Origin of the sequence: Granulicella sp. S156 (genome assembly GCF_009766105.1) — a bacterium.
Lineage (GTDB): Bacteria > Acidobacteriota > Terriglobia > Terriglobales > Acidobacteriaceae > Granulicella.
Window position 1 is genome coordinate 327,799 of record NZ_LMUH01000022.1, and the last position, 14,229, is coordinate 342,027.

At 58.9% G+C, this 14,229-nt stretch carries 15 protein-coding genes; 6 read left to right on the forward strand and 9 right to left on the reverse strand.

The genetic code is table 11. From position 1 onward, the window contains the following. The first annotated feature begins 112 nt into the window (after nucleotides 1-112). The 6 genes from GSQ91_RS17030 to GSQ91_RS17055 all read left to right on the forward strand — a co-directional run bounded on the left by GSQ91_RS17030 (nucleotide 113) and on the right by GSQ91_RS17055 (nucleotide 6,326). Nucleotides 113-877 carry a cytochrome c oxidase subunit II gene (locus GSQ91_RS17030; protein WP_158822957.1) on the forward strand — a complete coding sequence of 255 codons (765 nt, stop codon included), beginning with the start codon at nucleotides 113-115 and terminating at the stop codon, nucleotides 875-877. Beyond that, nucleotides 874-2,589: a cbb3-type cytochrome c oxidase subunit I gene (locus GSQ91_RS17035; RefSeq protein WP_158822958.1), complete on the forward strand. Its 1,716-nt coding sequence runs from the start codon at nucleotides 874-876 to the stop codon at nucleotides 2,587-2,589. Before GSQ91_RS17030 ends, GSQ91_RS17035 begins: the two co-directional genes overlap by 4 nt. A gap of 32 nt (nucleotides 2,590-2,621) precedes the next feature. Then, nucleotides 2,622-3,395, forward strand: a complete 774-nt coding sequence (locus GSQ91_RS17040) for a cytochrome c oxidase subunit 3 (protein ID WP_158822959.1) — start codon at nucleotides 2,622-2,624, stop codon at nucleotides 3,393-3,395. Next, nucleotides 3,392-3,631 carry a copper resistance protein CopC gene (locus tag GSQ91_RS17045; RefSeq protein ID WP_254064653.1) on the forward strand — a complete coding sequence of 80 codons (240 nt, stop codon included), beginning with the start codon at nucleotides 3,392-3,394 and terminating at the stop codon, nucleotides 3,629-3,631. Before GSQ91_RS17040 ends, GSQ91_RS17045 begins: the two co-directional genes overlap by 4 nt. Before the next feature lie 246 nt (nucleotides 3,632-3,877). Beyond that, entirely contained in the window at nucleotides 3,878-4,642 is a 765-nt protein-coding gene (locus GSQ91_RS17050; RefSeq protein ID WP_158822960.1) for an ABC transporter ATP-binding protein, read from the forward strand. Further along, a complete protein-coding gene (locus tag GSQ91_RS17055; protein ID WP_158822961.1) occupies nucleotides 4,635-6,326 on the forward strand; it encodes a hypothetical protein in 1,692 nt (563 codons plus the stop codon). Before GSQ91_RS17050 ends, GSQ91_RS17055 begins: the two co-directional genes overlap by 8 nt. Before the next feature lie 235 nt (nucleotides 6,327-6,561). Here the strand turns inward: GSQ91_RS17055 and GSQ91_RS17060 are convergent, their stop codons facing one another. The 9 genes from GSQ91_RS17060 to shc form a co-directional block, all read right to left on the reverse strand. Beyond that, nucleotides 6,562-6,795, reverse strand: coding sequence for a hypothetical protein (locus tag GSQ91_RS17060; RefSeq protein ID WP_158822962.1), 234 nt, complete (start codon nucleotides 6,793-6,795; stop codon nucleotides 6,562-6,564). Between the two features lie 76 nt (nucleotides 6,796-6,871). Continuing rightward, nucleotides 6,872-7,951, reverse strand: coding sequence for an alcohol dehydrogenase catalytic domain-containing protein (locus GSQ91_RS17065; RefSeq protein WP_158822963.1), 1,080 nt, complete (start codon nucleotides 7,949-7,951; stop codon nucleotides 6,872-6,874). A 153-nt stretch (nucleotides 7,952-8,104) separates the two neighbouring features. After that, nucleotides 8,105-8,785 (reverse strand): phosphorylase, encoded by a 681-nt coding sequence (locus GSQ91_RS17070; protein ID WP_158822964.1) that lies wholly within the window; start codon nucleotides 8,783-8,785, stop codon nucleotides 8,105-8,107. A 6-nt stretch (nucleotides 8,786-8,791) separates the two neighbouring features. Continuing rightward, entirely contained in the window at nucleotides 8,792-9,796 is a 1,005-nt protein-coding gene (gene hpnA, locus GSQ91_RS17075) for a hopanoid-associated sugar epimerase (protein WP_158822965.1), read from the reverse strand. Continuing rightward, nucleotides 9,793-10,230: a type II toxin-antitoxin system VapC family toxin gene (locus GSQ91_RS17080; protein WP_371417120.1), complete on the reverse strand. Its 438-nt coding sequence runs from the start codon at nucleotides 10,228-10,230 to the stop codon at nucleotides 9,793-9,795. Before GSQ91_RS17080 ends, hpnA begins: the two co-directional genes overlap by 4 nt. Continuing rightward, complete coding sequence (locus GSQ91_RS17085; protein ID WP_158822967.1) at nucleotides 10,208-10,471, reverse strand: hypothetical protein; 264 nt, start codon at nucleotides 10,469-10,471, stop codon at nucleotides 10,208-10,210. Before GSQ91_RS17085 ends, GSQ91_RS17080 begins: the two co-directional genes overlap by 23 nt. Before the next feature lie 17 nt (nucleotides 10,472-10,488). Continuing rightward, complete coding sequence (locus GSQ91_RS17090) at nucleotides 10,489-10,959, reverse strand: hypothetical protein (RefSeq protein WP_158822968.1); 471 nt, start codon at nucleotides 10,957-10,959, stop codon at nucleotides 10,489-10,491. A gap of 2 nt (nucleotides 10,960-10,961) precedes the next feature. Beyond that, nucleotides 10,962-12,116, reverse strand: a complete 1,155-nt coding sequence (hpnH, locus tag GSQ91_RS17095; RefSeq protein WP_158822969.1) for an adenosyl-hopene transferase HpnH — start codon at nucleotides 12,114-12,116, stop codon at nucleotides 10,962-10,964. A gap of 54 nt (nucleotides 12,117-12,170) precedes the next feature. Continuing rightward, on the reverse strand, nucleotides 12,171-14,195 hold the full coding sequence (shc, locus tag GSQ91_RS17100) for a squalene--hopene cyclase (RefSeq protein ID WP_158822970.1): 2,025 nt from the start codon (nucleotides 14,193-14,195) through the stop codon (nucleotides 12,171-12,173). Between the last annotated feature and the right edge of the window lie 34 nt (nucleotides 14,196-14,229).

Sequence of the window (14,229 nt, forward strand, 5' to 3'; positions counted from 1 at the left end):
CAAAGTTTCGCCACGGCAACCGTGGCGAAACTTTGAGCTTTTCCTTAGCGAACTTTGCGTCAAAGCTTTTTGCTATTCCTTGTTCTCCAGCGCGGCAAACTACAATCAACGCATGCACCTTACGCAGGCGATCGTGACCGGCCAAAGCTTCTGGCACCTGCCCGTCGACGCCTCCCGGCATGGCCCTGCGCTTGATGCCCACCTGCTGCTGAATCTCTGGATCGCGCTCTCCCTGCTGGCGCTCGCACACCTGATTCTGCTCGCAGGCCTTGCGTTCCGGCGGCGTGCATCACGCCCCGTCCACACTCTACTGCTCGAATACATCCCACTCGCAGCACTCACGCTGCTGTTCGCCTTCCTCGCAGCACGCGCTCAACAGCTCTGGGCTGCACAGCGTTACACCGGCGCGAGTCCCGCAGCCATGCAGGTGGAAGTCACGGGAATGCAGTTCGCCTGGTACTTCCGCTATCCCGGCGCGGATGCTGCCTTCGGTGAGACCAGGCCTTCGCTCGTCGCACCGGGCGAAGGCAATCCGCTCGGGCTCGACCAGACAGATCGGCACAGCGGCGACGACCTCGTTACCAGCCAGCTCGTTCTACCCGCCGGGCGCGAGGTGGATCTCGCGCTGCGTTCGCAGGACGTCATCCACGGCTTTGCGGTGCCCGAGATGCGTTTGAAGCAGAACGCTGTACCGGGGCAGACGGCTCACATCCACTTCACCCCCACACAGCCCGGTAGCTATGCCATCCTATGTACCCAGTTGTGCGGACTCGGGCACTATCGCATGCAGGCAACAATGCAAGTGCTTCCACCCGCCGAGTTCGATGCCTGGCTACAGGCCCAGGAAGCGGCTGCCAGTAAGCGAGGCCAGCCATGAACGTCTCGCCTGCCACATCCGTCGCTCTTGCACCCCATAGTCGCTGGACACATCACCGCACCGTCGGCTTCGGCTATCTGGCGATCTCGGCGGTAGCTGTCGGCGTTGGCACGGTACTCTCGCTGCTGATGCGGCTGCATCTCAGCTGGCCTGCATGGTCGCTGCCGTTGCACGGCCCCATTCTGCCAGAAGAATACCTGGGACTGGTCACGATGCACGGCACGCTGATGCTCTTCTTCGTGCTCACCGTCGCTCCGCAATCGGGATTTGGCAATCTCATCCTGCCGGCTCAGATCGGTGCGCGGCATATGGCTTTTCCGCGCCTTAACGCCGCGAGTATGTGGCTTACCGGCCTGGCACTTTTGGTATTGCTCACGGCGTTCTTTGTTCCCGGAGGTTCTCCCATCTCTGGCTGGACAGCCTATCCCCCACTCTCCGCAACCGCACTCGCCGGGCCTGGACAGGGCGAAGGGATGGATGTGTGGCTGGCGGCCATCGCGTTGTTCTCCGTCGCCTCGACCCTGGGTGCGATTAACACGCTGACGACCATCGTGAAGCTGCGCGGTGAGGGCATGAGCTGGCCACGGCTTCCACTCACGGTCTGGGGATGGTTCACCGCCGCCCTGCTCAGCGTGCTCGCCTTTTCCGTGCTGTTGGCCGCGCTGGCTATGCTCTTCTGCGACCGTCATCTGCAGAGCAGCTTCTTCGTTCCCGGTGGAGATCTGGTCAACGGAGTTCTGCTGCAGCATCGCGGAGACGGTTCCCCGCTACTCTGGCTGCATCTCTTCTGGTTCTTCGGCCATCCCGAGGTTTACATCGCCATCCTGCCCGGCATGGGCCTCACCTCGATGGTGCTGGCGAACTTTGCTCACCGCCGTGTTTTCGCCTACCGGCTGATGATTGCGACCACGCTACTAATTGGCCTGCTCGGCATCCTCGTCTGGGGACACCACATGTTCGTTGCGGGCCTCAATCCCTTCGCGGGATCGGCTTTCGCGCTCTCATCGATGGCGATCGCCCTGCCGGCGTCGGCCAAAGTCCTGAGCTGGCTTGCCACCATCTGGCGTTCGCGCCCCCAGCTCACCACGCCCATGCTCTTCGCGCTCGGCTTCGTTTCGCTGTTCATTACCGGTGGCCTGACCGGCCCAATCCTCGCGCAACCGATCCTCGATGAATACCTGCACAACACCTTCTTCGTCGTCGCGCACTTTCATCTCATCATGGCGATGGCCGGGGTCTTTGGCCTCTTCTGCGCGACCTACTACTGGTTTCCCCTGCTCTTCGGGAAGATGCTCTCGGAGCGGCTGGGCAAACTGCACTTTTGGGGAACGATCCTCGGCGCCTATGCGACCTTTCTGCCCATGCACCTGACCGGGCTCGCGGGAGAGCCCCGCCAATACGCCCAGCTAACCGGCGTCCCCGGCCCGGCGGGTCAGTTGCTGCAAACCACTCTACCCCTGCAAAACCACATCACCTACGGTGCCCTCTTCCTGGCCTGTGCGCAGCTTCCCTTCTTCCTCAACCTGGTGCTGACACTGCGCTCTCGTCTCCGCGCCTCGCAGAATCCCTGGTCAGCGACGACGATGGAGTGGGCGCCGCAAGCCGCAGACGAACTCGCCACGCATCGAGATCCGTGCCACTATGCGGAGGATGGCGTATTATTTCTCGGACAATGGGAACCGGACGCGACGTCCGAGCTTCCTCCGGAGTAAGCTGAAAAAGCAGACGCGCAACGGAAGACGCCATGCCTCCCATCGTTACACCGCCAGAGATCGAACGCCGCCACAAAGTCCACGAGAGCGATAACGGCTCTGGGCGCAGACCCCCTACTGACAAACGCACCGGCGGCAACGGCGAAGGAGACAGTGACAACTGGAACGACCGCCCACAAGGACGTCGCGGCCCACGCGAGCGGCTTTCGCAAGTCCGCATGGGCGTGTTCTTTGGCCTCTTCGCTGTACTGATGTTCTTCATCGCCATCGTCAGTGCCTTCTTCGTGACCCGGGCCAGCGGCCACTTCGACGCCTACAGCAAATATGTAAACGAATGGCTGCCCACGACGATTCCTTCGATCCTCTGGCTCAACACAGCCGTGCTCATCCTGAGTTCAGCAAGCGCGGAGATGGCCCGCCGCAGCATGTTTCGTGAAGAAGATGTAATGGACGAGTGGATCGGCCTGAGCCGACGCACCTCGCAGCGCGCTACGGCGTGGCTTACGTTAACCCTTGCACTTGGTGCGCTGTTTCTCGCCGGACAGTGGGTTGCATGGGATCAGCTCGCCGCGCAGCATGTCTTCTTCAAATCGAATCCCAGCAGCCACTTCTTCTACCTCATCACCGTCGCCCATGCGGTTCACCTCTTTGTCGGGGTAGGCGCTCTTATCGCTGCGCTGATAGGGCTTCGCCGCTCGCACCAGATCGCCTCGCGGCAGATCTTCGTCGACGCGACCGTCTGGTACTGGCATGCGATGGGCTTGCTCTGGCTCTTCCTGTTTGCATTGTTGGAGTTCGGACAATGAAGAGGCAAAGCCAGAACCTGCGAGTAAGCCTGTTGCGCTGGGCGTGGCTAGGCAGCCTGTTGTTGCTGGGCATAGCCGCGCAGAGCTTCGGCCAGGGCTGCTCGCAGTGCCTCGACAACACCCGGGCGACACCTCCGGCCGTGCAGGCTGCCTATCGCAAGGCCATCTATCTGCTCGGGGGCACAGGCGCTGCCCTGTTCGTCGCCGGCACACTCCTGATTCGGCGAGAACGCTGATAGCAGCCCCCTGGCGTATGCCAGGTACAAGGCTGCGCCTTATTACCTTGTTGAATTCTTCAGCGTACGACTGCGGAACACGGCGGCGCAGTTATGCCTCCCCCGGTGTCTAAGGTAGTAGGGGCTTATCGGAGGTGTTGGGCTTTGCCGTAACTGACGTTATTTTGATCGCCCTAATAAAGATTTCGTCCAAAAGCCCAAGCAAACATCTATGTAGTATGCTTCTTACGAGAAGGAGGGTCGGCCATGCTTGAGCTACGCAGTGTCTCCAAACGCTTTGCCGGGATTCCCGCAGTGGACGATGTCAGCTTTTGCGCACGGCCTGGGGAGGTGACGGGCTATCTGGGGCCTAATGGTTCGGGCAAGTCCACCACGATGAAGATGATTACCGGCTTGATCGAGATGACCACGGGCGCGATCCTCTTCCGGGGCAAACCGATTCAGGATGATCTGGTAGCTTACAAGCGGTGCATGGGGTACGTTCCGGAGGAGCCCTATCTCTACAACCATCTGTCTGCCGCTGAATACCTGACGATGGTCGCTCAACTCCGCAACTTGCCGGCGAAGCAATCCTCGGAGTGCATCGATGGACTGCTGCGGCTGCTCTCGCTCTACGACGATCGCCATGCGTCGATTTCAGGCTACTCGAAGGGCATGCGGCAGAAGGTTCTGATTGCGGCGGCGCTGCTGCACAATCCTGACCTAATCCTGCTCGATGAGCCTTTCTCGGGACTCGACGTCGGCTCGGCGCTGGTTCTGCGCAGCCTTATTCAAGAGCTCGCGGCGCGCGGCAAAGTGGTGCTGTTCAGCTCGCACGAACTCGATACGGTCGAACGTGTCTCTTCGCGCGTTGTCATTATTCACCACGGAAAGCTTGTAGCCGACGACTCGATCGAGTCGCTGCGCTCGTTGATGGAGCTGCCGACGCTCGAAGCCATCTTCTCTCAACTCGCCGTCGAACAGGACACAGAGTCAATGGCACGGCAGATTGCGGACCTCATCCATGCGTAAGCTCTTCGAATATCTGCCCCTTCAGTTTCGCGTCGTCTATCGCCAGTTTCTGCTGCGCGTCATCGACCTGGAAGCGCTGTCGATTCAAGCCGATGTGACCCGGTTTCTCGGCCAGTTTGCCGGCGTGCTCCTCATGATCAGCCTGATTTATTCCCTTGGTCCGCTTTTTCACGTCGTCACCTTTAGCCAGGCCTTGCAGATGGAACAATCGCTGATCTCGATGACGATGTTAGTGATCGGGCTGATTACGGTCGTCAGTTGGGACGCAGCCTTCCCCGACCGGCGCGATGTGCTGGTGCTTGCACCGTTGCCGATAGCTCCACGTACGATCCTCTGTGCGAAGGTGGCGGCCTCGGTTGCAATACTGGGTATCGCCGTTCTTACCTTGAACACGCTCCCCAGCATCGAATGCGCCGTAGTTCTTGGAACGCACCACGGCTCGTATGGGGGAGTATTGCGGTCCTTTGCGGCCTACTGGTTCACCCTGGCTGCAGCCAGCGCCTTCCTCTATTGCTCGGTACTTACCGTACAGGGATTCTCCGCTCTTCTTCTCCCCCGGCGCGTCTTTCTGCGGCTCTCTGCGATCCTGCAGCTTGTTGCCTTCGGCCTCTTCCTTGCGGCATATTTCCTGCAGCCCGACCTTCCAACCTATGCGCTCATGGCAGCCCCTGAGAATCACCAAGCCCTGATGCGGTTCCCTTGCTTCTGGTTCTTTGCGCTTGGCGATGAGTTGAACGGCACCTTACCCCCAGCGCTGATGTGGCTGGCATGGCGAGCCTGGATTGGACTGGGCTTTGCGGTATCTGGAGCAGCTGCTTCGTTGCTCCTCTGCTATGTGCGCACCTTGCGAAAGACGGTAGAAGAGCCCGACCTTGTACCGGCAGCGGGTGGGCTGCATTGGGCTCCACACTTTGGTAGTTCACTGCAAACCGCCATCGCGCTCTTCTGCATACGGTCCCTGACACGCAGCCGTCAGCATCGTGTTGCCTTTGCCTTTTATCTGGCTATCGTGTTCGCTATCGCACTCTCTCTCGTGCGAACTGCGTTGGCGGCTTCGGTACACGGTCCGCCAACGATGGACTTTATGCTGTGCACGTTCCTGATGATGAGCTTTGCGGTGGTTGGACTGCGCAACGTGTTCTCGCTGCCGATTTCGCTCACGGCCAATTGGGTTTTGCGCATCACCCAACTACATCCAACGCAGAAGTACCTAGCCGCCACCAGATGGTCGCTGATCTTATTCGCGGCTCTACCCGTTTGGATTGGTTCGGCACTGTTGTCGTTCTCGTTCAGACCGTTGCACGAGATCGCGGCTCATCTTGCGGTTCTGGCTCTGCTTGGATTCATCTTTGCGGACCTAAGCCTGATCGGTTTTTATAAAGTTCCCTTCACCTGTTCTTACCTGCCCGGAAAATCGAATATTCAATTTGTGTTCTGGGGGTTCCTGGCTCTTTTCCTGCCTCTCGCGATGCTGGGTGCGGAGTATGAACGACGGGTGCTCAACGATCCCGTTCGATTTAGCTGCGTGATAGGAGCCCTCGTCGCTGTCGCTTTGGGGCTTTGGGCTTTTAATCGTTATCGCGCAAAGTCCGCCGTTCTTTACTTTGAGGAGCTGCCGGAAGAGGTGATTACGACGCTCGGGCTTACGAAGCACATTCTGATTACGGAAGCGACGGGGTCGTGAACGCAACTCTTATCGCCGGCGACCGCGTCGATAGATCGCACTTACAGTGCTCAAGATTTTCCTGACTTCATAACCCAGGGTTTCACCCTGGGCTATGATAGAGCCGCCCCTTCGGGGCTAGATTGTGCGTAGTTACAGCATCATCTTTACTGTTCGACATTTTTGCGTCGAATGCAATTGCTCTGAATGCTAGGTAGTGTCTTAATTTAATTTAGTGAATTAGCTCTTAGTACAGCTAGGCTTTTCTTCCAAAGCGCTTACCAGAGTTATAAGGCTTCGGTGACGGCTTTGGTGGATGCCAACGGGGTATGTACTCCTTTTTATAAGAATCCCATTGCACGTAGACATCTGCGCCGCAGGTGCATTTGAACTTGTCTTCTTCGGGGAACTGGTAGCCCTCCGCAAGCATTTGCTTGCTTTCTGGAGTGAGTTCGCCCCGATGCTCGTTGTTGCTGGTCATGTTTGCCATGATTACGCTCACTCTAAAAGTAGTTCCATTGCCATTTATACGTGAGCGTGTCACGAAATTAGGACATTACCGAATGCTAAGGCTTGAACACAATCTTCATCGAATCCGGTTGCGGGTTTGATGCGAGGTGAATCGCAGCAGCGGCATCGTTGAGTGAGAACCGGTGCGAGATTAGTTGCGTGAGGTCGAGCTTGCCGGAGCGGTAGCCTTCGAAGACAAGATCGATGCCCTCCTGCTGGATCGCGACCGAGGCTGAGTACGAACCCATGAGGGTTTTCTCGTCCATGCATACGGCTGCGGGATCGAATGGCGCTGTGCCGTGCTGCGTGCTCGCGAAGAGCATCACGCGGCCACCGGGACGGATCGCCTGCATCGCGGTTGCGATCAGGGCGTCCGCACCGACTGCGACCAGAGCCACATCGGCTCCTCGGCCTTCGGTTGCGGCCTTTGCTGCTGCTACGACATCGCCGCGTGCGTCGAGCGGATGATCCAATCCGAACTTCGCGGCGATGGCGTGGCGCTCGGCATACATGTCTGAGGTCAGCACGGTTGCACCGGTCTGCCTTGCGAGCGCGGCCAGTAGGATGCCAATGCTTCCCTGTCCGATCACGAGCACGGTGTCGTCCGGCTCAAGATTCAGGAGACGGATTGCCTTGAAGCAGGTGTTCACCGGTTCGATGAACGCTGCCTGCTCAAACGGAATGTCGTCGGGAATCCTGATGAGGCCGGCGGGAGTAACACCATCGCCGACGATCCAATCCATCACGCGGATGTACTGTGCAAAGCCGCCGCCTGCCGCTTCCCCTAAACCTGCAGTCGTTCCCACCAGCTTGTAGCGCTCGCACTGCGCGAAGGTCTGCTTGCGGCAGTAGAAGCACTGTCCGCATGGGATATGGTGAAAGGCCATTACACGGTCGCCGATGCTGAACCCATGTACACCTTCGCCAACAGCCGCGATGGTGCCTGCCATCTCGTGGCCGAAGACGCGCGGTGCGGAGTGCGACCCTGTGTGGATCTTCTTCAAGTCCGTTCCGCAGATGCCGCAGGTGTCGATGCGGACCAGCACCTCACCCGGGCCTATCTCGGGGATTGCAATTGTTTCGGTACGAACGTCATCGGGAGCACGGTAGACAGCGGCTTGCATGGTACTAGACATGATCTATCCAGAATACTAGGGTGAGCGAAATCGCTATAGTCTTTCCCTCTTGGCTCTTGCGCTCTTGACTCATAGCTGAATAGAAGCCATGGCAACGCTGGGAGTGCGGGGATATATGAGCAACGAGCTACGAGGGATCCAGCTACGAGTGGGTTAGGTGGACGCTATCGTCTCAAGCAGCGCCTTGTGCAGGTTTGTCAGGGCGCCCGTGCTGGCGCGTCCAAGCTGCATCGCCTTCGGCCAGCTCTGCGGCCGCAGAGCTGTGTGAAGGGCAAAGGCCCCTGTGCGAAAGTGCCCATTCTTTCCAGCGAATCGTGTCAGCGATTCGAGTTCAAAGTCATGGGCATCGGAGACCGCCTTGATCGCGCGAAACGACAGGCTGTGCGCTGCAGCAAGCCTAGCAACGGTCGCGGCTTCCATATCGACGATTGCCGCAGCATAGGTTTCGGCGAGACGGGCTTTTTCGCGAATGCTCGCAATCGTCTCGGTGGTTACCAGGATGTGCGGTGTCTGTGAAGTCCTGGCGGCAAACCGTTCTCCGGTGCGCGCTTCGATCACTATTGTCGCTTCCACGACGTCGCCTACAGCCAGCGTTGCCGTGCAAGCGCCCGCCAGGCCTGTTGATACGACCGTCGTAATGGGTGCGGCTGCAAGGGCCGCCTGAAAGGCCTGCGTGACGCGCTGCGATCCCATTCCCCCAGCGACCACGATGGCGTGGGGTAGCCGGTGCAGATGGATGCCACGACGCAGCAACTCGGCATCCGGTTTAGTACCGCGCACGAGTGCGGCAATCTCTCGTGGCAGAGCGGCGATGATGGCGAGGCGTGGCGGCATAGAGAGCTAAACCTGTTTCGAAGGCTTGGGCGCATAGCCGTTGGCGATGAACCATCGGCAGGCTTCGCGCAGGGCGGCTTCCACCGAGCGTACTTGAAATCCGAGCTCGCGTTCTGCTTTTGCGGAGCTGGCGAACATCATCTTCTTGCCCATACGCACGGCTTCCACTGTGGCACGAGGCTCTTTGCCGCGCAGCTTGCCGGTGATGTTCTCGTCGAAGAAGGCGAACGCCATTGCCACAGCGTGCGGAACCTTGTGTTTCGGCGAAGGCAGCCCTGTGATCGCGGCGAGGCGGTCCAGTATTTGCTTGAGCGTAAGGTTTTCGCCGCCGAGGATGTAGCGTTCTCCGGACGTTCCGCGTTCCAGCGCTACAAGATGAGCGCTGGCGATCTCAGAGACATCCACCAGATTTAAACCTGTATCGACATACGCCGGGAAGTTGCGGTTGAGGAAGTCGACCACAATGCGTCCAGTGGGCGTGGGCTTGGTATCGAGTGCGCCAATGGGCGTTGTTGGATTGAGGAGGATGACTTGCTGCCCCGCTCGGGCTGCGTCGATCGCCACCTGTTCGGCAAGCCACTTCGAGCGCTTGTAGTGGCCGATCATGTGGGCCTCGCTTACAGGCGTGTCTTCGTCGACGATGGTACCGTCGTGCTTGAAGCCCATCGTTGCGACGCTGCTGGTGTAGACCACTCGCGGTACGCCGGCCTCACGAGCCAGACGCAACAGTTCTCGTGTGCCTTCGACGTTGGCCCGGTACATATCGGCTGGATCGGGAACCCACAGCCTGTAGTCGGCGGCGACGTGCAGCACGGCGTCGCAGCCCTGCAACGCAGAGGCAAAGCCTGCAGGCTCGCGCAGATCGCCGGTTACAAGTTCAGCGTCTTTGGGGAGATGAGTGAGGTTTGAGGTCTTGCGTGTGAGTAGACGAAGCTTCGCGCCTTGTTCTGCAGCGAGCGATGCGATGTGCGAGCCGACGAAGCCTGTGGCACCGGTTACAAACAGCCTCATACGCCCAGCCAGTGCAGAGACAAAATGTTAGCTGACGCCAGTGGCAGAAAGTCCGAGTCACCCGTGACAAGAGGCGCATTGCGCTCGATACTTAACGCCGCACCAAATGCATCAGCGTACGAGATATTGTGAACGCCTTTCAATCGCGCAGCGACATCTACGTGACTATCGCTTACGGAGATGATCTCAATCGGCAAGGCTCGCAGATGCCGCATAAGCAACCCCGCAGCTGTTTCATCGTATTTCTTGACGACCGAATAGTAGACTTCGCCAAGATTGAGTCGGCTCATACATAGGTGGATTTCTCCGCGACTCGCGGATTCCAGCATGTTTGTAAAGAGATTCACAACTGGCGAACGTTTGTAGAACCATTCAAGAACAGGCCACGCGTCCACGACCAGTACGGGGACATTAACCAAACTTCTCGGCATCATGCGCCCGTTCCCACTCCCGCTCGCTCTTCAGTGCTTCGATTGGATCTGGGCCGCCGGCAAGAATGCCCTGAAGAAGTTCCCAGGGATATTTAATCTCTGCCTTTGGGTGCTCGATCGTTACGCCTGCGAGCGACTGCGTAATGTAATGTGTACTCGTTTCACGAAGGTGTAGAAACTCTCGCAGATCGTTATCGATCTCGATAGCGGGCGCTGACGGTAGAACGACAGGTTGGGCTGCCATGGCTACACCTCCTGCAACTAGTCTAGCTTCTCCGGCGCGATCTGAATATTCTTCTCGCCCGCTGCCTTCTTCTCCCAGTACTTCTTGACCCAGGCGTCAAAGGTTTTTCCGGCGGCGGTATCGCGGCCGGAGAACTGCAAGCCAGCGATATCCGAGTATGGAATATTGACGCGCTCCACCGTCGTGCTCGCAGGTGCGCCTTTGGGGGGCGTTGGAATAAGCCGGACCACCGAGTTGTCCAGCGTGGTTCCTAAGCGGCGATCGTAGAGGTAGCCCTCAACCGTCGAGCCGCCCTTGAGCGTTATCGTGATGTCGCCGCGATAGTCGAACGCCTTCTCCAGCGCCTCGCGAATCTCGGCATCACTAGCCATCGCGGGAATCGTGCCTTCGAGGTTGTCGCGTTCGCGGCCTGCAATGTGCTCGATCTCATCCGGCGTAGCGTGCTGGAGTTGCTCGATCTTCAGATGTTCCTGCTGTGCTGTCGCCATCGTTAGTCTCCCGCTATGCTCGTCATTTTTTCGTTCACCGAAGTCGTCACCACTACCGGCGTCGGCTGCCCTGCAATCTGCACTAGTGGGCCGTGGCCTTCGGGCTTCCACTCGTTCAGCAGCTTCTGCGCGCCTTCGTCGTCGTACTTATCGAAGAAGATGGCCTTCGCCGTCTGGAGCAGCCCCTTGAACGAACCAAAGGTGTAGTTCACTCCCGAGGCTTCATAGCCGGAGTGCACCATGCAGTTGGCGCAGCGAGGGTTGCCGCTCTCCGTGCCATAGTTATGCCACTCGACCGAGTCCATCAACTCCTGGAAGGTATCGGCGTAGCCATCCTGCAACAGGTAGCAGGGCTTCTGCCAGCCGAAGATGGAGTAGGTGGGCATGCCCCACGGCGTGCAGGTCAGATCCTTCTTGCCCATCAGGAACTCCATGAACATGGGCGAAGCATTGAACCGCCAGGTCTTCTTGCGGTTCGACAGGATGCTGCGGAACAGCTTGCGAGACTTTGCGCGACCGAGGAAGTGCTGCTGGTCAGGGGCCTTGTCGTAGGTGTAGCCGGGGCTCACCATCATCGACTCAACGCCCGCTTCCATGAGCTGATCGAAGTGCCTGCGCACGGAGTTCGGATCGGCGCCGTCGAAGAGCGTGGTGTTCGTGGTTACGCGGAATCCCGCAGCGACGGCAGCATTCACGCCTTCCATGGCGATGTCATAGCCGCCCTCGCGGCAGACACCGAAATCGTGGTGCTCTCTCTCGCCGTCGACGTGCACCGAGAAACTCAGGTACTTCGACGGCGTGAAGAGGTGCAGCTTCTCCTTGAGCAGAAGAGCGTTGGTGCACATGTACACGTACTTCTTGCGTGCCACGAGGCCGGCGACGATCTCCGGCATCTGCGGATGCAAAAGGGGCTCGCCACCCGGGATCGCGACCATCGGGGTGCCGCATTCTTCCGCCGCCTTGAAGCACTGCTCCGGGGTGAGTTCGGCCTTCAGGATGTGCGCCGGGTACTGAATCTTGCCGCAGCCGGCACAAGCCAGGTTGCAACGGAAAAGCGGCTCGAGCATCAGCACCAGCGGATAGCGCTTGCGCCCTGAAAACTTCTGCTTCAGGACGTAACTGGCTACGGTCCAGGCTTGTGATACAGGTACGGGCATGCTGAGTACTCCTTAGAGGGCTTCGTATGATCTATTCGATGTTGCTATAGGGCTCTAGGCTTCGAGCTGTTCGCGTTCCAGCGCCTTGCGATAGGTCGTCAGCGCCAATAACGGGAAGTACTGCTTATACAAGTGATACCCGAGATAAAAGACCCGCGGGAAGCCAGTTCCCGTGTAGTAACTCTCACCATTACGGCCCGGCATCAACTCATCCCAGGAGCCATCCTCGTGCTGCCGCTCGATAAGCCAGCGAATGCCCTTGGCGACGGAGTCCGAACGGGTGTCGCCGGCGGCCAGCAGGCCAAGAATTGCCCAGGCAGTCTGAGACGGGGTGGAAGGTCCCACGCCGCGCTGATTGGGGTCGTCATAGGTGCCGCAGGTCTCGCCCCATCCGCCGTCGGTGTTCTGAACCATGCGAATCCACTCGGCAGCCTGCTGCACGGCAGGCTCAAGGTACGAGTATCCGACAGCCTCCAGCCCGCGCAGCACCAGGAACGTGCCGTAGAGGTAGTTCACACCCCAGCGGCCGAACCAGGAGCCATCCGACTCCTGCTCCTTGAGCACAAACTGAACCGCTGCTTCGACGCGCTTGTCGGCGCGTGTAAAGCCGTAGGTTGCCAGCATCTCCAGGATGCGCCCGGTGATGTCCACCGTCGGCGGGTCGAGCATGGCATTGTGATCGGCAAATGGGACGTACTGGAAGATGCGCTTGGTATTGTCCTTGTCGAACGCCGCCCAGCCGCCGCCCTTGCACTGCATCGCAAGCACCCAGTTGATGGCGCGCTGCTCTACCTCGTACTGATAGCGCTCGCGAGGGTTTTGCACAGCCTTCAGGGCCAGCAGAACCTCTCCCGTATCATCGACATCCGGGTAAAATTCGTTATTAAATTCGAAGTACCACCCACCGGGTTCCACATTCTTGACCTTCTCAGCCCAGTCACCCTTGTGACGGACCTCCTTGGACAAGAGCCAGTCCGCCGCACGCAACAGGCGGGGATCGGTCTTCGGAACTCCCGCTTCGCCGAGCGTCGACAGAACCTGCGCGGTATCCCAGACGGGAGAGAAGGCAGGCTGCATCCGGAAGGTCGGCGTCGGGTAGTCTGGCGTGCCGTTGGGGCAGTCGATGCCGAGCTTTTCGAACTCATCCATGGCGCGGATGACCTGCGGGTCGTCGGCAGAGTAGCCAAGGTTCCGCAGGGCAACAATCGCATTGAGCATCGCCGGATAGATGGCGCCTAGCCCGTCGGACCGCTCGAAGCGCTCGAGCATCCAATTCTCGGCCTTCTTCAGCGCTTTCTTGCGCAGCGGACGGATGTGGACACGCTCGGCCCAGTGCATCATCCTATCGGTAAAGAGGAAGAAGTTGCGCCACGAGAAGAGGTGTTTCCTGTCCCAGCGCAGATGCAGGTCTGAATTGGCGCGCCCGCCAATGAAGAGTTCATCGATGCCCTGCTCCGGTGGCAGCTTCTTGAACGGTTTCTTCGCGTAGATCACCGATAGCGGCACCAGGATGCCGCGCGACCAGGAGCTGAACTCGTAGATATTGAAGTAGAACCAGTTTGGAAAGAGCAACATCTCCGGCGGGACGGCGGGAACCGCATCGTAGTCGTACTGTCCCAACGCGCAGAGATAGATCTTGGTAAAGGTGTTGCACTGAACGACACCGCCCAGTGAAAGCACGTTCTCGCGAGCCTTCACCAGCAAGGGATGGTCGGCCTTCCAGCCCATCAACTTGAGGGCCAGATAGCACTTCACGCCATAGCTCACATTGGAGGGGCCACCGGGATAGAGGCTCCATCCGCCGTCTTCGTTCTGGTGGCGGAGGATCTCATTGATGCAGCGGGTCATCTTGCCCTGATCGCCGGTGCCCAACAGGGTGTGCATGAAGATGTAGTCGGCTTCCAGCATGGAGTCGGCTTCCAGCTCGCCGCACCAGTAGCCCTCCTCATCCTGTTGACCGAGCAGCCATTCGACAGAGCGATTCATGCCATTGATGACGTGATCCATGGCCAAATCGAGCCGACCGAACCTTGGCTGCTTTGGAGCTGTACCGCCCGGATTAATCGGTGTTGTACTCATTTTTGAAGACGCTTATTCCTTAAACGATCTGCCG